Raw genomic sequence first — 16,741 nt, 5'->3', positions numbered from 1 at the left:
GGGTCGTCGGATGGCCGATACGCTGCAGCAACTGCTCAGGGAACGTGCCGAGCTGGACACCGTCGCGGTCAAGTACGGCCACCAGAGCTGGACCTGGCGCCAACACATCGCCGATGCCGCGCGCCAGGCCGCGGCCCTGCTGGACCTCGCCGACCACGAGCGTCCGGTCCATATCGGCACGTTGCTCGGCAACACCCCGGACATGCTCACCGCGATGGCGGCAGCCGGGCTCGGCGGCTACGTACTGTGCGGCATCAACAACACCCGGCGCGGTGAGGCCCTGGCGCGCGACATCCTTCGGGCCGACTGCCAGATCCTGCTTACCGACGCCGCACACCGCGATCTGCTGGACGGTCTCGACCTGCCCGGCGTCCGGGTGCTCGACACCACATCCGACGAGTGGGCAGGTGTGACCGCGAACGCTGGGCCGCTGACACCGTGGCGCGAGGTCGGGCCGACGGACACGTTCATGATGATCTTCACGTCGGGGACCAGCGGCGATCCCAAGGCCGTACAGGTGGCGCACATGACGGTGCTGTTCGCCGGCCTGGCGCTCGTCGAGCGCTTCGCGATCACCGCGGCCGACGTCTGTTACCTGTCCATGCCGTTGTTTCACTCCAACGCGCTGCTGGCCGGCTGGGGAGTGGCCGTGGGATCGGGCGCCGCGATGGCTCCCGCCGCCTTCTCGGCATCCGGGCTGCTGCACGACCTGCGCCGGTACGGCGCGACATACCTGAACTACGTCGGAAAACCGCTGGCCTATGTGCTCGCCACGCCCGAACAGCCCGATGACGGCGACAATCCGCTGCGCGTGGCATTCGGCAACGAGGCCAGCGATCGCGATATCGCCGAGTTCGGCAGGCGATTCGCTTGCACCGTGTGGGACGGTTTCGGCTCGACCGAAGGCGCGGTGATCGTCACGCGTGAGGACAACTGCCCGCCGGGATCGGTGGGGAAGGGCTTCCCCGGCGTGGCGATCTACGATCCCGAGACCGTCACCGAGTGTGCGGTCGCGGAGTTCGATGCCGGAGGCGCGTTGGTCAACGGCGACGAGGCTATCGGTGAGCTCGTCAACACCACCGGCGCGGGGCTGTTCCAGGGCTACTACAACGACAAGTCGGCCACCGACGAGCGGTTGCGTCACGGGATGTACTGGTCGGGCGATCTGGCCTACCGCGATGCCGATGGCTGGATCTACCTGGCCGGCCGGACCGCCGACTGGATGCGCGTGGACGGCGAGAACATGACGTCGGCACCGATCGAACGCATCCTGGTGCGCCATCCCGCGGTCAACATCGTCGCGGTGTACCCGGTGCCCGACGAGTTCGTCGGCGATCAGGTGATGGCCGCCATCGTGCTGCAGGACGGCGCCGCACTGGGGCCCGAGGACTTCGAGGAGTTCCTCGCCGCGCAGCCCGATCTCTCGCCGAAGGCGTGGCCACGCTACGTCTGGATCGCCGACGAGCTGCCGACGACCGCGACCAACAAGATCCTCAAACGCGAGCTCGTCGCGCGGGGCGCCCAGCCGGATGGGCGGTGCCTGTGGCGGCGTGAGGGCACGCGATTCACGGACTCCAACAGGACGCCTCACCGCTGATCGGGGTTGGTAAACGGTGAGGCGCCGGTCATGGGATACCCGGAATATCGCCCGTTCATCACGCGTTTAGGAGACTGGCGGTTGACCTGGCATAATGGACCGCTGACCCTCGGGCCCGGTTCACGTCCGCGTACGTGAGGAGCGCAAAGCTCCTGGCACTTCGGGCGACCCGGGCCCACGAATGAAGAGGAACCATGAAAACAGGCATTCATCCTGAGTATGTCGATACCACCGTGCACTGCGGCTGTGGCAACACCTTCACCACGCGCAGCACGAAGCAGAGCGGACAGATCGTCGTCGAGGTCTGCTCGCAGTGCCATCCGTTCTACACGGGCAAGCAGAAGATCCTCGACAGCGGCGGCCGCGTGGCCCGCTTCGAGAAGCGCTATGGCAAGCGCAAGCCCGCCGGTGACAAGGCCGCAGCGGACAAGTAGCTACGTCAACAGCGCCCGATCTGTCGCATTCGCGTCGGATCCGGGCGCTGTTTTCGTTTCACGGAGGATTCGGGAAGGAGCGGGCAAGTGACCGACACAGATACCGCGCCGGCGATCGAGGCGTTGCTGGCCGAGCACGCCGACCTCGAGCGCCAGCTCGCCGATCCCAATCTGCATTCCGACGCCGCGGCGGCCCGCAAGGTGGGCAGGCGGTTCGCGCAGGTCTCGCCCGTCGTCGCGACCTACCGCAAGCTGGAAGCCGCCCGTGGTGACCTGGAGGCGGCCCGCGAGTTGGCCGCCGACGACGCCAGTTTCGCCGCCGAGGTGGACGAGCTCACCGCCACGGTGGCCGAGCTGGACCGCCAGCTGACCGATCAACTGGCCCCGCGCGACCCGCACGACGCCGACGACATCGTGCTCGAGGTGAAGTCCGGGGAAGGCGGCGAGGAATCCGCCCTGTTCGCGGCCGATCTGGCCCGGATGTACATGCGGTACGCCGAACGTCACGGATGGAGCGTGACGATGCTCGACGAGACCACGTCGGACCTCGGCGGCTACAAGGACGCGACGCTGTCGATCAGGAGCAAGGGCGACTCCGCCGACGGCGTGTGGGCCCGGCTGAAATTCGAAGGCGGCGTGCACCGCGTACAGCGGGTTCCGGTCACCGAATCGCAGGGCCGCGTGCACACGTCAGCCGCGGGCGTCCTGGTGTACCCCGAGCCCGAAGAAGTCGAGGAAGTCGCGATCGACGAATCGGATCTGCGCATCGACGTCTACCGCTCGTCGGGCAAAGGCGGCCAGGGCGTCAACACCACCGACTCGGCTGTGCGCATCACGCATCTGCCCACGGGCATCGTCGTCACGTGCCAGAACGAACGCTCGCAGCTGCAGAACAAGGCGCGCGCGATGCAGGTGCTGGCAGCGCGGCTGCAGGCCCTGGCCGAGGAACAGGCCCAGGCCGACGCGTCGGCCGACCGGGCGAGCCAGATCCGCACGGTCGACCGCAGCGAGCGCATCCGCACGTACAACTTCCCGGAGAACCGGATCGCCGATCACCGGATCAACTTCAAGGCCCACAACCTCGATCAGGTGCTCGACGGTGAGCTCGATCCGCTGTTCGACGCACTTGCCGAAGCCGACAAGCAGGCCCGCCTGCAGCAGGCGTGACCCGGTTCGCCGGGGCGGCATGACCTCCATGCGACAAGCGATCGAAGCCGCGACGGCGACACTCGCGCGGGCCGGCGTCGGTTCGCCGCGGATCGACGCCGAGCTTCTGGCTGCGCACGCCGCGGGCACCGACCGTGGCCGCCTGATCCTGCTCGACGATCCGGGTCCGGACGTCCTTCATGCGTACCGGGAACTCGTTGCCGCTCGGTCTCGACGGGTTCCGTTGCAGCACCTGATCGGAACCGCGGCGTTCGGCCCGCTCACCGTCGCGGTCGGACCCGGCGTCTTCATCCCGCGGCCGGAAACCGAGTCGCTGCTGGAATGGGCCGTGAAATGGGTTGATGCGCACGATCTTCCACGGGGTGCCGTGATCGTAGACCTGTGCACGGGTTCGGGTGCGCTCGCGCTCGCGCTGGCCCGGCACCGGCCCGACGCGCGTGTGATCGCCGTCGACGATTCGCCTGCCGCGCTGGAGTACGCCCGGCGCAACACCGCGGGGACGTCCGTCGAGGTACTGGCCGCCGACGTCACCGCTCCCGAGTTACTGCCCGAACTCGACGCCGCGGTGGACCTCCTGGTGTCCAACCCGCCCTACATCCCGGAGGGCGCTGAGCTCGAACCGGAAGTCGCCGACCACGATCCGGCGCACGCGCTGTTCGGCGGACCGGATGGCATGTCGGTGATCGGCCCACTCGTGCGGCTCGCCGCGCGCTGGCTGCGCGACGGAGCGGCGTGCGCCGTCGAGCACGACGACACCACCTCGCATCGCACCGTCGCGGCATTCGCCGACGACGGCAACTTCGGCCAGGTGACCGCCCACCGCGACCTGGCCGGACGACCCCGCTTTGTCACGGCGACCCGAATTGGGCGAAGCTGACAGTATGAGCGAGCTGTTCGACTGTGCCGATCCCGCCGAGCGGGAAACCGGTATCGCCTCCGCGGTCAGCGCGGTCAAGGGCGGCCGACTCGTGGTCATGCCCACCGACACCGTCTACGGCATCGGTGCCGACGCGTTCGATCCGGAAGCGGTCGGGGCCCTGCTGTCGGCCAAGGGCCGCGGCCGCGACATGCCCGTCGGCGTTCTGGTCGGTTCGTGGACCACCATCGACGGGCTCGTCTACTCGGTGCCGCGAACCGCTCGCGAACTGATTCGGGCCTTCTGGCCCGGCGCGCTGAGCCTCGTGGTTCAGCAGGCGCCGTCGCTGCAATGGGATCTCGGCGATGCGCACGGCAGCGTCATGCTGCGGATGCCGCTGCATCCGGTCGCTATCGAGCTACTGCGTGAGGTCGGTCCGATGGCGGTGTCGAGCGCCAACATCTCGGGGCGACCGGCGGCGGTCACCGCGGCCGAGGCGCGCGATCAACTCGGCGATCTCGTCGAGGTCTACCTCGACGGGGGACCGGCCGAACAGCAGGCCGCGTCGACCATCATCGATCTGACCGGCGCGCAGCCCCGCATTCTGCGTAGCGGCCCGATCAGCGCTGAGGACATCGCCAGGGTTCTCGAAGTGGAAGTCTCGACACTCGCGCCGACATTGACGGAATGATCTCAGCTTTCTGCAGTACGGTGCACCGGTGATCACGGCCGACGAGGTTCTCGCGTTGTCGGACCGGGGAGCCGGTGTGCCGCTGCGCGAGCTCGCGCTGGTGGGACTGACGGCGGCCATCATCACCTACTTCGCCACCGGGTGGGTACGCGCGCTGGCCATCCGGCTCGGCGCGGTCGCGTATCCGCGCGAACGCGACGTCCATGTACAGCCGACCCCACGGATGGGCGGGCTGGCGATGTACATCGGGGTGGTCGCGGCTGTGCTCCTGGCCTCCCAATTGCCCGCGCTGACGCGGGGTTTCGTCTACTCGACCGGTATGCCCGCGGTCGTGGTCGCGGGCGGGCTGATCATGGCGATCGGGCTCATCGACGACCGCTGGGGCCTGGACGCGTTGACCAAGTTCGCCGGTCAGATCACCGCGGCCAGCGTGCTCGTCACCATGGGCGTTGCCTGGAGCGTGCTCTACATACCGATCGGGGGAGTCGGCACCATCGTGCTCGACCAGGTGTCGTCGATCCTGCTGACATTGGCGCTGACCGTGTCGATCGTGAACGCGATGAACTTCGTCGACGGGCTCGACGGGCTCGCGGCGGGCCTCGGGCTGATCACGGCGCTGGCCATCTGCGTGTTCTCGGTGGGATTGCTGCGTGACCACGGCGGCGACGTCCTGTTCTATCCGCCCGCCGTCATCTCGGTGGTGCTGGCCGGCGCATGCCTGGGGTTCCTGCCGCACAACTTCCACCGGGCCAAGATCTTCATGGGCGACTCCGGATCCATGCTGATCGGCCTGATGCTCGGCGCGGCGTCGACGACGGCAGCGGGCCCGATCTCGCAGAACGCCTACGGCGCCCGTGACGTCTTCGCGCTGTTGTCCCCGTTCTTGCTGGTGGTCGCGGTGATGCTGGTACCCGCCCTCGACACCTTGCTGGCGATCGTGCGCCGAACCCGGGCCGGGCGCAGTCCGCTCAGCCCCGACAAGATGCACCTGCACCACCGGCTCCTGCAGATCGGGCACTCGCACCGCCGTGCGGTACTGCTGATCTACCTGTGGGTCGGCATCATCGCGTTCGGCGCGGCGAGCACGATCTTCTTCGATCCGCGCCACACCGGTGCGGTGATGGTGGCCGCCATTCTGGTCGCCATCGTCGTTACGTTGATCCCGTTGTTGCGCCGCGATTCGGAGGCTTCCGAGGAGCAGTAAACCGGCCAGTACGACAAAAAGTAGTAGGCCCCGTTTAGGGGTGCCTACCATGTGGTACGGTGCTGGCAGAACCCGAAAAACCTCGCGGGTTGCCGGCCCGGCCCATCGGTTCTCAGAGCCGATCGGAGCCGATCAACGACCGACAAAAGGGAGCTACCCCTTGGGTGATTCCAGCGCGCCCGCTGCCCTCCGATACGCTCGTCGGGCACGCACAGGATTTTGCCAGTCAGGGCTCGCCCTGACTAACCCGAGGGAACAGTTTTCCGTGAAAGCGGGATTGAGGTGAAGCAGTGACGACACCAGCGCAGGATGCGCCGTTGGTGTTTCCGTCGGTGGCTTTTCGGCCGCTGCGCCTGTTGATCGTTTGCGTTGCGTTGACCGGAGTCGCGGTTCTCGCGGCCGGGTTCACCGGACACATCTTCTTCGGACTCTTCTTCGGGGCGGGTCTGGCCCTCGGGCTGATCAACGCCCTACTGGTGCGCCGCGCGGTGGAGTCGATCACCGCCGAAGAACACCCGCTCAAGAAGAAGATGGCGGTCAACTCGGCGACGCGGCTGCTCGTCATCACCGCGGTCGCGCTCGCGATCGCCTTTGTCTTCAGAACCTCGGGCGGCATCGCGGTGCTGTTCGGGCTGGCGGTGTTCCAGGCGCTGCTGGTGATGAGCACCAGCATCCCCGTGCTGCGGAAGATCCGCGCGAACGGCCTGGACGTCTTGGATTCGGAATCGAAGGGTTGAGCTGACCTCTATGACGCAGACGACGACCGTGCTGGCCGCCGAAGAAGGCGGGGCCGCCATCCACGTCGGGCACCACACGCTGGTGTTCGAGCTGTTCGGGATGACGTTCAACGGTGACACCATCCTCGCGACCGCGATCACCGCGGTGATCGTGATCGGGTTGGCGTTCTTCCTGCGCGCCAAGGTCACCTCGACCGGCGTGCCCGGCGGTGTCCAGCTGTTCTGGGAGGCGCTGACCATTCAGATGCGCGGTCAGATCGAAAGTGCCATCGGCATGAAGGTCGCGCCGTTCGTGCTGCCCCTGGCAGTCACCATCTTCGTCTTCATCCTGATCTCCAACTGGCTCGCGGTGCTTCCGCTGCAGTACGGCGGATCGGACGGTGCAGCGGGCGAGCTGTACAAGCCGCCGGCCTCAGACATCAACTTCGTGCTGGCGCTCGCGCTGTTCGTGTTCGTCGCTTACCACGCCGCAGGCGTCTGGCGCCGGGGCATCATCGGCCACCCGCTCAAGGTGGTCAAGGGTCACGTGGCCTTCCTCGCGCCGATCAACATCGTCGAGGAGCTGGCCAAGCCCATCTCGCTGGCTCTCCGTCTTTTCGGCAACATCTTCGCCGGCGGCATCCTGGTGGCACTCATCGCGATGTTCCCCTGGTACATCCAGTGGGCACCCAACGCGATCTGGAAGACCTTCGACCTGTTCGTCGGCCTGATCCAGGCGTTCATCTTCTCGCTGCTGACGATCCTGTACTTCAGCCAGTCGATGGAGCTGGACCACGAAGACCACTAAGCCCACTGATCCGCATCTCTGATCCCTACGACCGAACGATACGAACCTCTGGCGGCACGGCCACCAGTTATCAAGGAGGATAAAAGGAATGGAACTCGATCCAAACGCCATCATCACGGCCGGCGCTCTGATCGGCGGTGGATTGATCATGGGTGGCGGCGCCATCGGCGCTGGTATCGGTGACGGTATCGCGGGTAACGCGCTGATCTCGGGCATCGCCCGGCAGCCCGAGGCCCAGGGCCGGCTGTTCACCCCGTTCTTCATCACCGTTGGTCTGGTTGAGGCCGCGTACTTCATCAACCTGGCCTTCATGGCGCTGTTCGTCTTCGCCACGCCGGGCCTGCAGTAGTCCGTCGGTATGAGTGACCTAACCATCCTCGCGGCGGAGGAAGGCGGTGGGGGCCAGAGCAACTTCCTGGTCCCCAACGGCACCTTCTTCGCCGTGCTGATCATCTTCCTGATCGTGCTCGGCGTGATCGCGAAATGGGTTGTGCCACCGATCAGCAAGGTGCTCGCGGAGCGGGAAGCGATGCTGGCCAAGACGGCAGCGGACAACCGCAAGTCGGCCGAGCAGGTCGCCGCGGCACAGGCCGACTATGACGAGGCCATGGCCGGCGCACGTGCGCAGGCATCGTCCATCAGGGACGAGGCCCGCGCGTCGGGTCGTCAGGTGGTCGACGAAAAGCGCGCCGAAGCGAGCGGTGAGGTAGCCGAGACCGTACGCCAGGCCGATGAGCAACTGTCCGCGCAGAGCGATCAGGTGCGTGGTGGCCTCGAATCGTCCGTGGATGGACTTTCGGCCACCCTGGCCAGCCGCATCCTCGGCGTCGACGTGAAATCAGGTGGGACGCAGTAGATGTCGATATTCATCGGACAGCTGATCGGCTTCGCCGTCATCGCATTCATCATCGTGAAGTGGGTAGTGCCGCCCGTGCGGTCCCTGATGCAAAAGCAGCAGGAAGCCGTGCGCGTCGCTCTCGCTGAAAGTGCGGAGGCGTCGAAGAAACTCGCCGATGCCGACGCGATGCACGCCAAGGCGCTCGCGGATGCCAAGGCCGAGTCGGAGAAGGTCACCGACGAGGCCAAGCAGGACTCCGAGCGCATTGCCGCGCAGCTGGCCGAACAGGCCGGTACCGAAGCCGAGCGCATCAAGGCCCAAGGCGCACAACAGGTTCAGCTGATGCGCCAGCAGCTCATCCGTCAGCTGCGCTCGGGCCTCGGCGAGGAGTCGGTGGCCAAGGCCGCAGAACTGGTGCGGGCGCACGTTTCCGATCCGCAGGCACAGGCGGCAACGGTCGACCGCTTCCTGGCCGAGCTGGAGGAGATGGCTCCCTCCACGGTGGTCATCGACACCGCCGCCACGTCGCGGCTTCGGGCCGCCAGCCGAGAGTCGTTGACCGTCCTGGTCGCCAAGTTCGACGACGTTGCCGGTGGTCTCGACGCCAACGGGCTGACGACCCTCGCCGACGAACTGGCGTCGGTGGCCAATCTGCTGCTGTCCGAGTCGGTGCTCAACAAGCACCTGGCCGAACCGGCCGACGACGCCGCGCCCAAGGTGCGGCTGCTCGAGCGCCTGCTGAACGGCAAGGTGGGCGCGCCCGCTCTCGATGTGCTGCGCACCGCGGTGTCGCAGCGGTGGTCGACCGAGTCCAACCTGGTCGACGCAATCGAACACACCGCGCGTCTGGCTCTGCTCAAGCGTGCCGAGACCGCGGGTGAGGTCGACGAGGTGGAGGACCAGCTGTTCCGGTTCGGCCGCGTCCTCGACGCCGAGCCGCGTCTGTCGGCTCTCCTGAGCGACTACACCACGCCGGCCGACGGCCGAGTTGCCTTGCTGGACAAGGTGCTCACCGGTGGTTCCGGGGTGAACGGAACCGCTGCGGCGCTGTTGACCCAGACCGTCCGACTGCTGCGCGGCGAGCGTGCCGACGAGGCCGTCATCGACCTCGCCGAGCTCGCGGTGGCTCGCCGCGGTGAGGTTGTCGCCCATGTGACGGCTGCCGCCGAGCTCAGCGACGCCCAGCGCACGCGCCTGACCGAGGTGCTCAGCCGCATCTACGGCCACCCGGTGTCCGTCCAGCTGCACGTCGACCCTGAACTCCTCGGTGGCCTGTCGATCACCGTCGGCGACGAGGTGATCGACGGCTCCATCTCGTCCCGACTAGCCGCCGCTCAGACCCGGTTGCCGGACTGAGTCGAACCACACGAACCACCCTAGGAACAAGGTAGGAAGACGAAAAACCATGGCAGAGTTGACAATCTCGGCTGCTGATATCGAAGGTGCCATCGAGGATTACGTATCCTCGTTTTCCGCCGACACCGAGCGCGAAGAGATCGGCACCGTCGTCGACGCCGGTGACGGCATCGCCCACGTCGAGGGCCTTCCCTCGGTCATGACGCAGGAGCTGCTCGAGTTCCCAGGCGGTGTCCTTGGCGTTGCGATGAACCTCGACGAGCACAGCGTCGGCGCGGTCATCCTGGGTGAGTTCGAGAAAATCGAAGAGGGCCAGCAGGTCAAGCGCACCGGGCAGGTGCTGTCCGTGCCGGTCGGCGATGCCTTCCTCGGCCGCGTCATCAACCCGCTCGGCCAGCCGATCGACGGCCAGGGCGACATCGCCTCGGACACCCGCCGCGAGCTCGAGCTGCAGGCACCCTCGGTGGTTCAGCGCCAGGGCGTCGGCGAGCCGCTGCAGACCGGTATCAAGGCCATCGACGCCATGACGCCGATCGGCCGTGGCCAGCGCCAGCTGATCATCGGTGACCGCAAGACCGGCAAGACCGCCGTCTGCGTGGACACCATCCTCAACCAGCGCAAGAACTGGGAGACCGGCGATCCGAAGCAGCAGGTCCGCTGCGTCTACGTCGCGATCGGCCAGAAGGGCACCACGATCGCCAGCGTGAAGCGTGCGCTGGAAGAGGGTGGCGCGATGGAGTACACCACCATCGTCGCCGCCCCGGCATCCGACGCGGCCGGCTTCAAGTGGCTTGCGCCGTACACGGGTTCGGCCATCGGCCAGCACTGGATGTACGACGGCAAGCACGTGCTGATCGTGTTCGACGACCTGTCCAAGCAGGCCGACGCCTACCGCGCGATCTCGCTGCTGCTGCGCCGCCCGCCGGGCCGTGAGGCGTTCCCCGGCGACGTGTTCTACCTGCACTCGCGCCTGCTGGAGCGCTGCGCGAAGCTCTCCGACGAGCTGGGCGGTGGCTCGATGACCGGCCTGCCGATCATCGAGACCAAGGCCAACGACATCTCGGCGTTCATCCCGACCAACGTCATCTCGATCACCGACGGCCAGTGCTTCCTGGAGTCCGACCTGTTCAACCAGGGTGTGCGGCCGGCCATCAACGTCGGTGTCTCGGTGTCCCGCGTCGGTGGCGCCGCGCAGATCAAGGCGATGAAGGAGGTGGCCGGCTCGCTGCGTCTGGATCTGTCGCAGTACCGCGAGCTGGAGGCCTTCGCCGCGTTCGCCTCTGACCTGGATGCCACGTCCAAGGCTCAGCTGGACCGCGGTGTCCGCCTGGTCGAGCTGCTCAAGCAGCCGCAGTACAGCCCGATGGCAGTCGAGGACCAGGTCGTCGCGATCTTCCTCGGCACCAAGGGCCACCTGGATTCGGTTCCGGCCGAAGACGTCTCGCGTTTCGAGTCCGAGCTGCTCGAGCACGTCAAGGCCAGCCACTCCGACATTCTCGACGGGATTCGCGAGACCAAGAAGCTCTCCGAGGAGGTCGAGGAGAAGCTGGCTTCGGTCATCAACGAGTTCAAGAAGGGCTTCTCCGCATCCGACGGCAGCTCGGTGGTGGTCAACGAGGCTGACGCCGACGCGCTCAATCCCGAGGACCTGGAGAAGGAATCGGTCAAGGTCCGCAAGCCTGCTCCCAAGAAGGCCTAGGTAACAGATGGCAGCCACACTGCGCGAACTACGCGGGCGCATCCGCTCCGCCGGGTCGATCAAGAAGATCACCAAGGCCCAGGAGCTGATCGCGACGTCGCGGATCGCCAAGGCGCAGGCCCGGGTCGAGGCGGCCCGGCCCTACGCCACCGAGATCACCAACATGCTCACCGAGCTCGCGGGTGCCAGCGCGCTGGACCACCCGCTGCTCGTCGAGCGTGAAGCCCCCAAGCGGGCCGGTGTGCTGGTGGTGTCGTCGGACCGCGGCCTGTGCGGCGCCTACAACGCCAACGTGCTGCGCCGGACCGAGGAACTGTTCTCGCTCCTGCGCGACGAGGGCAAGAATCCGGTGCTTTACGTGGTCGGCCGGAAAGCGCTGGGCTACTTCAGCTTCCGGCAGCGCACGGTCACCGAGTCGTGGACCGGGTTCTCGGAGCGGCCCACGTACGAGGACGCCAAGACGATCGCTGACACCCTGGTGACCGCGTTCATGTCCGGTGCCGACGACGAAGGCGACGACGCCGGAGCCGACGGGATCCTCGGCGTCGACGAACTGCACATCGTGTTCACGGAGTTCCGCTCGATGCTGTCGCAGACCGCGGTCGCACGGCGGATCGCTCCGATGGAGGTCGAGTACGTCGGCGAGGCCGAAACCGGGCCCCACACGCTGTATTCGTTCGAGCCGGATCCCGAGACCCTGTTCGACGCGCTGCTCCCGCGCTACGTCGCGACGCGCGTCTACGCAGCGTTGCTGGAAGCCGCGGCTTCGGAGTCGGCCTCACGCCGGCGCGCCATGAAGTCGGCCACCGACAACGCCGACGATTTGATCAAGGCGCTCACGCTGGCGGCCAACCGCGAGCGTCAGGCACAGATCACCCAGGAAATCAGCGAAATCGTCGGTGGCGCCAACGCGCTGGCCGACGCCAAGTAAAGCCCCGTAGGAAGCGAAGAGAGAATGACTGCTACTGCAGAAAAGACCGCGGGTCGCGTTGTCCGCATCACCGGCCCGGTGGTGGACGTCGAATTCCCGCGTGGCGCTGTGCCAGACCTGTTCAACGCGCTGCACGCCGACATCACGTTCGGTGCGCTCGCCAAGACCCTGACCCTTGAGGTCGCCCAGCACCTCGGTGACAACCTTGTTCGCTGCATCTCCATGCAGCCCACCGACGGCCTGGTGCGCGGCGTTGAGGTCAGCGACACCGGTGCCTCGATCTCCGTCCCGGTTGGCGACGGCGTCAAGGGCCACGTGTTCAACGCCCTCGGCGACTGCCTCGACGATCCCGGCTACGGCAAGGACTTCGAGCACTGGTCGATCCACCGCAAGCCGCCGGCCTTCTCGGACCTGGAGCCTCGCACCGAGATGCTGGAGACCGGTCTGAAGGTCGTCGACCTGCTCACCCCGTACGTGCGTGGCGGCAAGATCGCGCTGTTCGGTGGCGCCGGCGTGGGCAAGACGGTTCTGATCCAGGAGATGATCAACCGCATCGCCCGCAACTTCGGTGGTACCTCGGTGTTCGCCGGCGTGGGGGAGCGCACCCGTGAGGGCAACGACCTGTGGGTCGAGCTCGCCGACGCCAACGTGCTCAAGGACACCGCCCTGGTGTTCGGGCAGATGGACGAGCCGCCAGGCACCCGTATGCGCGTCGCCCTGTCGGCCCTGACCATGGCCGAGTTCTTCCGCGACGAGCAGGGCCAGGACGTGCTGCTGTTCATCGACAACATCTTCCGGTTCACCCAGGCCGGTTCCGAGGTGTCGACCCTGCTGGGCCGCATGCCTTCGGCGGTGGGTTACCAGCCGACGCTGGCCGACGAGATGGGTGAGCTGCAGGAGCGCATCACCTCGACGCGTGGTCGCTCGATCACCTCGATGCAGGCCGTGTACGTGCCCGCCGACGATTACACCGACCCGGCCCCGGCGACCACGTTCGCTCACCTGGACGCCACCACGGAGCTTTCGCGTGCGGTGTTCTCCAAGGGCATCTTCCCCGCGGTGGATCCGCTGGCCTCGTCCTCGACGATCCTCGACCCCGCGGTCGTTGGCGACGAGCACTACCGCGTTGCCCAGGAAGTCATCCGGATCCTGCAGCGCTACAAGGATCTTCAGGACATCATCGCGATCCTCGGTATCGATGAGCTCTCCGAAGAGGACAAGCAGCTGGTGCAGCGCGCGCGTCGTATCGAGCGCTTCCTGAGCCAGAACATGATGGCGGCCGAGCAGTTCACCGGTCAGCCGGGTTCGACGGTGCCGCTCAAGGAGACCATCGAGGCGTTCGACAAGCTCACCAAGGGCGACTTCGACCACCTGCCCGAGCAGGCGTTCTTCCTGATCGGTGGCCTGGACGACCTGGCGAAGAAGGCTGAAAGCCTCGGCGCCAAGCTGTGATGAGCGCTTGCGCGAAGAACCGACATGCACAGATGGTTGAACCTAGCGAGTCGAAAGGTGGTGTGACATGGCTGATTTGAACGTCGAGATCGTGGCCGTAGAGCGTGAGCTCTGGTCCGGCCCCGCCACGTTCGTCTTCACCCGGACCACCGCCGGTGAGATCGGCATCCTGCCGCGGCATATCCCGTTGGTGGCACAGCTGGTCGACGACGCGATGGTCCGCGTAGAGCGTGAGGGCGAGGACGATCTGCGTATCGCGGTCGACGGCGGCTTCCTGTCGGTGACCGAGGAGACCGTCCGGATCCTGGTGGAGAACGCACAGTTCGAATCCGAGATCGACGCCGACTCCGCCAAGCAGGATTCGGAATCCGACGATGAGCGGACTGCGGCATGGGGCCGGGCGCGTCTGCGCGCCCTAGGCCAGATCGACTGATTGCCGATGAGCGCGTCCATGATTGCCATGGTCGCGCTCGTCGGTGTGCTCTTACTGCTGGTCATCGCGCTGTGCTACCGGCTGTGGAAATTGCGTCAGGTGGGTGGAACCGCCGCGATCCTGCGTGATTTTCCCGCAGTCGGCGGCCACGGCTGGCGGCACGGGGTGATGCGATATCGCGGTGGGGAAGCCGGTTTCTACCGGCTTTCCAGCATCCGCTGGTGGCCGGACCGGCGCCTCAGCCGCCGCGGTCTTGAGGTCGTGTCGCGGCGCGCGCCGCGCGGCGACGAATTCGACATCATGACCGACCAGATCGTCATCCTGGAATTGCGCGACACCGGGTCCGACCGCCGTCAAGGATACGAGATCGCGCTTGACCGTGGTGCGTTGACGGCGTTCACGTCATGGCTCGAATCGCGTCCGTCCCCGCGGGCGCGCCGCCGCTCTTACTGACTCGCGCCGCCGCCGGGCTTCCACAGCACGTCGCCGTCCGGATTCGCTGCCCGCGACAGAATGAACAACAGATCCGACAGCCGGTTCAGGTATTTGGCCGGCAGCACATTCACCGAATCGCCGTGCTGGTCGATCGCGGCCCATGCGGATCGTTCGGCGCGCCGGGCAATGGTTCGCGCGACGTGCAACAGCGCCGAGAGAGCGGTGCCGCCCGGTAGGACGAACGAGTTGAGGGCAGGCAGTCCCTCGTTGAACTCATCGCACCACTTCTCGAGCCGATCGATGTAGGGCTGCGAGATCCGCAGCGGCGGATGCTCGGGGTTCTCGACAACCGGCGTGGAGAGATCGGCACCGGCGTCGAACAGGTCATTCTGAATCTGCCGCAATACGGCCGACATTTGCTGGCTGGGGTTCCCCATGGCGATCGCGACGCCGATCGCGGCGTTGGCCTCGTCACAGTCGGCATAGGCAGCCAGCCGCGCATCATTCTTGGAGACCCGGCTGAAGTCGCTCAGCCCGGTCGTCCCATCGTCGCCGGTGCGGGTGTATATCCGGGTGAGATGAACTGCCATGACTGAACCGTACCGGGCGTCGCGCCAGGCCATCTCGGGCCCGCGCGTTATCACGCGAGCGTTCTCAATCTGGGCCGAGGGCTGTCTACACTAACCGCGTGAGCGAGCGTTTCGTGGTGACCGGCGGCAACCGGTTATCGGGCGAAGTTGCTGTCGGGGGCGCGAAGAACAGCGTGCTCAAGCTGATGGCCGCCTCGCTGCTGGCCGAGGGCACGAGCACGATCACCAACTGCCCGGACATTCTCGACGTTCCGCTGATGGCGGAGGTGCTGCGCGGGCTCGGGGCCACCGTCGAGCTGGATGGCCAGACCGTGCGGATCACCTCGCCGGATGAGCCGAAATACGACGCGGACTTCGCCGCGGTACGGCAGTTCCGTGCGTCGGTGTGTGTGCTCGGGCCGCTGGTCGGCAGGTGCAAGAAAGCCAAGGTTGCGCTGCCGGGCGGGGACGCTATCGGCTCCCGACCGCTGGACATGCACCAGGCCGGCCTTCGCCAGCTGGGCGCGACCTGCAACATCGAGCACGGCTGCGTGGTGGCCGAGGCCGATCATCTGCGTGGTGCCGAGATCCAGCTGGAGTTTCCGTCGGTCGGCGCGACCGAGAACATCCTCATGGCCGCGGTCTTGGCGGAGGGCGTGACGACGATCCACAACGCGGCGCGAGAGCCCGACGTCGTCGATCTCTGCGCGATGCTCAACCAGATGGGCGCACAGGTCAGCGGCGCGGGCACCTCGACGCTGACGATCACCGGCGTGGACCGGTTGTATCCGACCGAGCACCGGGTCATCGGCGACCGGATCGTCGCCGCGACGTGGGGGATCGCCGCGGCGATGACGCGCGGCGACATCTCCGTGACGGGGGTCGACCCGCAACATCTGCAGTTGGTGTTGCACAAGCTGCACGACGCCGGTGCCACCGTGACTCAGAACGACGACGGTTTTCGGGTCGTGCAGTACGAGCGCCCCAAGGCCGTGAACGTCGCAACGCTCCCGTTTCCGGGTTTCCCCACCGATCTGCAGCCCATGGCGATCGGCCTGGCGTCGGTGGCCGACGGAACTTCGATGATCACTGAGAACGTCTTCGAGGCGCGGTTCCGGTTCGTCGAGGAGATGATCCGGCTGGGAGCAGACGCCCGGACCGACGGACACCACGCCGTCGTGCGCGGAATCCCGCAGTTGTCGAGTGCACCGGTCTGGTCGTCGGATATCCGTGCGGGCGCCGGTCTGGTGCTCGCCGGGTTGGTCGCGGACGGCGACACCGAGGTGCACGATGTGTTCCACATCGACCGCGGCTATCCGCTGTTCGTGGAGAACCTCGTGAGTTTGGGCGCGGAGATCGAGCGGGTAACCTAGGTCGAGTGACGTCCGACTGAGGCAAAACCGCTCTGACCAGCGGATTTGACTCGCGGAGGACAGAAGTTCTAATCTAATCGAGTTGCCCCGGCAGCGGGGAGACAAAGCCGCTTGACTCTCTGGCCAAGATAGTTTAAGCTGGCAGGGTTGCCCTGAAGAGGGGGAACCGCAACAATCTGGTC

18 protein-coding genes are annotated in these 16,741 nt (G+C 66.5%); 17 read left to right on the top strand and 1 reads right to left on the bottom strand.

Going from position 1 to position 16,741, the window contains the following annotated elements; all coding sequences use genetic code 11:
• Window positions 1-10 precede the first annotated feature (10 nt).
• From fadD1 to ACRCUN_RS16180, 16 genes are all read left to right on the top strand, one after another.
• Entirely contained in the window at window positions 11-1,597 is a 1,587-nt protein-coding gene (fadD1, locus tag ACRCUN_RS16255; protein ID WP_462142658.1) for a fatty-acid--CoA ligase FadD1, read from the top strand.
• Window positions 1,598-1,791: 194 nt separating this feature from the next.
• Window positions 1,792-2,031, top strand: coding sequence for a 50S ribosomal protein L31 (rpmE, locus tag ACRCUN_RS16250; protein WP_462142657.1), 240 nt, complete (start codon window positions 1,792-1,794; stop codon window positions 2,029-2,031).
• An 87-nt stretch (window positions 2,032-2,118) separates the two neighbouring features.
• Window positions 2,119-3,198, top strand: coding sequence for a peptide chain release factor 1 (gene prfA / locus ACRCUN_RS16245; protein WP_462142656.1), 1,080 nt, complete (start codon window positions 2,119-2,121; stop codon window positions 3,196-3,198).
• Window positions 3,199-3,217: 19 nt separating this feature from the next.
• Window positions 3,218-4,075: a peptide chain release factor N(5)-glutamine methyltransferase gene (gene prmC, locus ACRCUN_RS16240; protein ID WP_462142655.1), complete on the top strand. Its 858-nt coding sequence runs from the start codon at window positions 3,218-3,220 to the stop codon at window positions 4,073-4,075.
• A 4-nt stretch (window positions 4,076-4,079) separates the two neighbouring features.
• Window positions 4,080-4,745: an L-threonylcarbamoyladenylate synthase gene (locus ACRCUN_RS16235; protein ID WP_462142654.1), complete on the top strand. Its 666-nt coding sequence runs from the start codon at window positions 4,080-4,082 to the stop codon at window positions 4,743-4,745.
• Window positions 4,746-4,755: 10 nt separating this feature from the next.
• Window positions 4,756-5,949, top strand: coding sequence for a glycosyltransferase family 4 protein (locus tag ACRCUN_RS16230; RefSeq protein ID WP_462142906.1), 1,194 nt, complete (start codon window positions 4,756-4,758; stop codon window positions 5,947-5,949).
• A gap of 290 nt (window positions 5,950-6,239) precedes the next feature.
• Entirely contained in the window at window positions 6,240-6,686 is a 447-nt protein-coding gene (locus ACRCUN_RS16225) for an ATP synthase subunit I (RefSeq protein ID WP_462142653.1), read from the top strand.
• A gap of 10 nt (window positions 6,687-6,696) precedes the next feature.
• Window positions 6,697-7,473 carry a F0F1 ATP synthase subunit A gene (gene atpB / locus ACRCUN_RS16220; RefSeq protein ID WP_462142652.1) on the top strand — a complete coding sequence of 259 codons (777 nt, stop codon included), beginning with the start codon at window positions 6,697-6,699 and terminating at the stop codon, window positions 7,471-7,473.
• A gap of 88 nt (window positions 7,474-7,561) precedes the next feature.
• A complete protein-coding gene (locus ACRCUN_RS16215) occupies window positions 7,562-7,822 on the top strand; it encodes a F0F1 ATP synthase subunit C (protein WP_036440957.1) in 261 nt (86 codons plus the stop codon).
• Window positions 7,823-7,831: 9 nt separating this feature from the next.
• Window positions 7,832-8,329: a F0F1 ATP synthase subunit B gene (locus tag ACRCUN_RS16210; RefSeq protein WP_067858644.1), complete on the top strand. Its 498-nt coding sequence runs from the start codon at window positions 7,832-7,834 to the stop codon at window positions 8,327-8,329.
• A complete protein-coding gene (locus tag ACRCUN_RS16205) occupies window positions 8,330-9,667 on the top strand; it encodes a F0F1 ATP synthase subunit B/delta (RefSeq protein ID WP_462142651.1) in 1,338 nt (445 codons plus the stop codon).
• A gap of 49 nt (window positions 9,668-9,716) precedes the next feature.
• Window positions 9,717-11,366 carry a F0F1 ATP synthase subunit alpha gene (gene atpA / locus ACRCUN_RS16200; RefSeq protein WP_462142650.1) on the top strand — a complete coding sequence of 550 codons (1,650 nt, stop codon included), beginning with the start codon at window positions 9,717-9,719 and terminating at the stop codon, window positions 11,364-11,366.
• A gap of 7 nt (window positions 11,367-11,373) precedes the next feature.
• Window positions 11,374-12,297: a F0F1 ATP synthase subunit gamma gene (locus ACRCUN_RS16195; protein ID WP_462142649.1), complete on the top strand. Its 924-nt coding sequence runs from the start codon at window positions 11,374-11,376 to the stop codon at window positions 12,295-12,297.
• A gap of 24 nt (window positions 12,298-12,321) precedes the next feature.
• Window positions 12,322-13,749 (top strand): F0F1 ATP synthase subunit beta, encoded by a 1,428-nt coding sequence (atpD, locus tag ACRCUN_RS16190; RefSeq protein WP_067858632.1) that lies wholly within the window; start codon window positions 12,322-12,324, stop codon window positions 13,747-13,749.
• Between the two features lie 67 nt (window positions 13,750-13,816).
• Window positions 13,817-14,182 (top strand): F0F1 ATP synthase subunit epsilon, encoded by a 366-nt coding sequence (locus ACRCUN_RS16185; RefSeq protein ID WP_067858629.1) that lies wholly within the window; start codon window positions 13,817-13,819, stop codon window positions 14,180-14,182.
• Window positions 14,183-14,188: 6 nt separating this feature from the next.
• Window positions 14,189-14,635 (top strand): DUF2550 domain-containing protein, encoded by a 447-nt coding sequence (locus tag ACRCUN_RS16180; protein WP_462142648.1) that lies wholly within the window; start codon window positions 14,189-14,191, stop codon window positions 14,633-14,635.
• On the opposite strand, the gene ACRCUN_RS16175 is transcribed toward ACRCUN_RS16180, so the two are convergent.
• Window positions 14,629-15,207 carry a cob(I)yrinic acid a,c-diamide adenosyltransferase gene (locus ACRCUN_RS16175; RefSeq protein WP_462142647.1) on the bottom strand — a complete coding sequence of 193 codons (579 nt, stop codon included), beginning with the start codon at window positions 15,205-15,207 and terminating at the stop codon, window positions 14,629-14,631. The two genes, ACRCUN_RS16180 and ACRCUN_RS16175, sit on opposite strands and share 7 nt — an antisense overlap.
• Window positions 15,208-15,305: 98 nt before the next feature.
• Here ACRCUN_RS16175 and murA point away from each other — a divergent pair, with 98 nt between their 5' ends.
• The gene (gene murA, locus ACRCUN_RS16170) at window positions 15,306-16,559 is read left to right on the top strand and encodes a UDP-N-acetylglucosamine 1-carboxyvinyltransferase (RefSeq protein WP_067858620.1); all 1,254 of its coding nucleotides are present in this window, start codon (window positions 15,306-15,308) and stop codon (window positions 16,557-16,559) included.
• The last annotated feature ends 182 nt before the right edge of the window (window positions 16,560-16,741 follow it).

The sequence above is a fragment of the Mycobacterium venezuelense genome (genome assembly GCF_054919535.1).
Note: the sequence above shows the minus strand (reverse complement) of the source record. Positions and strands in the feature narration are given on the sequence as shown.

What these genes read in the sequence shown, in the direction of transcription:
- fadD1 (WP_462142658.1), top strand. Translation starts at nt 11, where the DNA reads ATGGCCGATACGCTGCAGCAACTGCTCAGGGAACGTGCCGAGCTGGAC.
- rpmE (WP_462142657.1), top strand. Translation starts at nt 1,792, where the DNA reads ATGAAAACAGGCATTCATCCTGAGTATGTCGATACCACCGTGCACTGC.
- prmC (WP_462142655.1), top strand. Translation starts at nt 3,218, where the DNA reads ATGACCTCCATGCGACAAGCGATCGAAGCCGCGACGGCGACACTCGCG.
- ACRCUN_RS16235 (WP_462142654.1), top strand. Translation starts at nt 4,080, where the DNA reads ATGAGCGAGCTGTTCGACTGTGCCGATCCCGCCGAGCGGGAAACCGGT.
- atpB (WP_462142652.1), top strand. Translation starts at nt 6,697, where the DNA reads ATGACGCAGACGACGACCGTGCTGGCCGCCGAAGAAGGCGGGGCCGCC.
- ACRCUN_RS16215 (WP_036440957.1), top strand. Translation starts at nt 7,562, where the DNA reads ATGGAACTCGATCCAAACGCCATCATCACGGCCGGCGCTCTGATCGGC.
- ACRCUN_RS16210 (WP_067858644.1), top strand. Translation starts at nt 7,832, where the DNA reads ATGAGTGACCTAACCATCCTCGCGGCGGAGGAAGGCGGTGGGGGCCAG.
- ACRCUN_RS16205 (WP_462142651.1), top strand. Translation starts at nt 8,330, where the DNA reads ATGTCGATATTCATCGGACAGCTGATCGGCTTCGCCGTCATCGCATTC.
- atpA (WP_462142650.1), top strand. Translation starts at nt 9,717, where the DNA reads ATGGCAGAGTTGACAATCTCGGCTGCTGATATCGAAGGTGCCATCGAG.
- ACRCUN_RS16195 (WP_462142649.1), top strand. Translation starts at nt 11,374, where the DNA reads ATGGCAGCCACACTGCGCGAACTACGCGGGCGCATCCGCTCCGCCGGG.
- atpD (WP_067858632.1), top strand. Translation starts at nt 12,322, where the DNA reads ATGACTGCTACTGCAGAAAAGACCGCGGGTCGCGTTGTCCGCATCACC.
- ACRCUN_RS16185 (WP_067858629.1), top strand. Translation starts at nt 13,817, where the DNA reads ATGGCTGATTTGAACGTCGAGATCGTGGCCGTAGAGCGTGAGCTCTGG.
- ACRCUN_RS16180 (WP_462142648.1), top strand. Translation starts at nt 14,189, where the DNA reads ATGAGCGCGTCCATGATTGCCATGGTCGCGCTCGTCGGTGTGCTCTTA.
- ACRCUN_RS16175 (WP_462142647.1), bottom strand. Translation starts at nt 15,207, where the DNA reads ATGGCAGTTCATCTCACCCGGATATACACCCGCACCGGCGACGATGGG.